Here is a 1,643-nt window from a genome sequence, read left to right on the forward strand (position 1 = left end):
GAAGGATTGTCTTATCCGCTAGGGGCGTCTTGACTCGAACCATCGGGTCCTTCTCCAGAAACTCTTCCTTGACCATGAATGAGAAGAACGCTCTTGTTCCTCGAAGAACGGTTCGGACGCTGTTCGCTCCAAGGTTGTCCTGGAGGTAGAGCACAAACTTCCTCATGGTGCCGGTTTCGACCTGCTGAACCGTCGAGATTCCTTGGGCTCTGAGCCAATTCATGAGTTTGCCAAGGACATAATCGTAGTATTCGAGGGTCTTGGGTGTGTGCCTCGAAGTGCGCTGATGAAGCATGAATTCGGATTGCGCATCCGAGAGGGGCAATTCGTTTGAGAATTGTGGTGTCAGTTGCTGAATGTTCACGTGTTACTCCCCTGACCGAGGGAACACTCGTGAGTCAGATGTTCAAACTAGGTTCAACAGGGAAGGATTGGGGCGGCTGATGGGTCTTGAACCCACGACCTCCTGAGCCACAGTCAGGCACTCTAACCCCTGAGCTACAACCGCCACGTAGAGTAGGAGTGATTATGACTCAAATTCTCTGATGCTTGCTGAGACAGGCCAGACGTTCTAGGGCGTACACTTTACGGCAGATGCCCCAAATCTTTCTCGAAACCACTGCGAACCTCGAAGAGAATGCCGTGATCCCAGACATCTTAGAAGCCCTGGTCGCGACGCTGAGCAAATTCGAGACCGTCGATCCGGCGGCGGTAAAGGCGTTTCATGGGCTCAGGATGACCTGGGAGATGGGTTTGGGCGCGCCAGCGGGTTTTGGTCCAGTGCCAGGTCTCGGTACTGACCGGGCGACCGCTGGAGCTTCGGCAGAGAATCGCCGACGAAATCATAAACGTCCTACAGAACGCCTTTCGCGTTAGCATTGACGAGCATGAGGCGAGTATCACGGTTGAAATTCGAGAGATGGAGCGAGAGACGTTCCGAAAAGTTGTGAAGAAGCTGACCTAACTTCCGGAGGCGATTCCCCCGAAGATTGCCAGTAAGTCTTATGTTCGATTTCATTTCTCGGGCAGTAGTTGGCCTCATCATCGTGGCCAGCGCGTTTCTCACCAATTGGGTTCCGGTAGATCACGCCATCGGCGTGGCCATCCTTGTGACACTCAGTGGTGCGATGCAGTCGATGCTTGCCCACCGTGAAACCCTTGATAAGACGATGCACTCCGTGCTCGTGGGTTTTGAGTCATTCGCGATTTTGGGGCTCCTCGCACCTGGCGGTTACCTGTCTCGATACGGCTTCGTTGCCCTTATTCCTGCCTCCACCATCATGTTTCGCGGAGTCCGCCTTTACGGAGGCGTCTCAATCACGATGGCGATTGCCCTCCCTGCACTCAACCTCATCTTTGGAAACGCAATGACGGCGGGGGTTTTTATTCAGGCCAGCGTGATGGCGATCATTGGGTGCATTGCGCTTTCATTTGATTCGGTGGTCGAATCGGCTCCAGAATCTACAGTGACTCCGGGCTTTGATGGGCAGGAGGAGTTCTTTAAAGAGCACCTTGAGCTTCGTGAAAACCATCGCCAACTCCGCGAAGCTTTCGACGAACTGAGACTCAAACTCGGACGGTACAAGGTGCAACTTAGTACCCAAGAAGTTGATGCCAAACCATCAGGAGACGGGCTTCAGAAC

The 1,643-nt window shown here is 53.5% G+C and carries 3 protein-coding genes and 1 tRNA gene; 2 read left to right on the plus strand and 2 right to left on the minus strand.

Annotated features, from left to right (window positions below):
* Nucleotides 1–295, minus strand: a 295-nt coding sequence (locus tag RMO15_RS07355; RefSeq protein ID WP_309709922.1) for a site-specific integrase, incomplete at its 3' end; no start/stop codon positions are given.
* A gap of 137 nt (nt 296–432) precedes the next feature.
* Nucleotides 433–508 (minus strand) — tRNA-His (locus RMO15_RS07360).
* 264 nt (nt 509–772) lie between these two features.
* Between RMO15_RS07360 and RMO15_RS07365 the strand changes: the two genes are divergently transcribed.
* Together RMO15_RS07365 and RMO15_RS07370 are read left to right on the plus strand one after the other, a co-directional pair.
* On the plus strand, nt 773–964 hold the full coding sequence (locus RMO15_RS07365) for a hypothetical protein (protein ID WP_309709918.1): 192 nt from the start codon (nt 773–775) through the stop codon (nt 962–964).
* 40 nt (nt 965–1,004) lie between these two features.
* The coding region (locus RMO15_RS07370) for a hypothetical protein (protein ID WP_309709920.1) at nt 1,005–1,643 on the plus strand (639 nt) is incomplete at its 3' end.

Origin of the sequence: Armatimonas sp., from assembly GCF_031410135.1 — a bacterium.
Classification (GTDB): Bacteria; Armatimonadota; Armatimonadia; order Armatimonadales; family Armatimonadaceae; genus Armatimonas.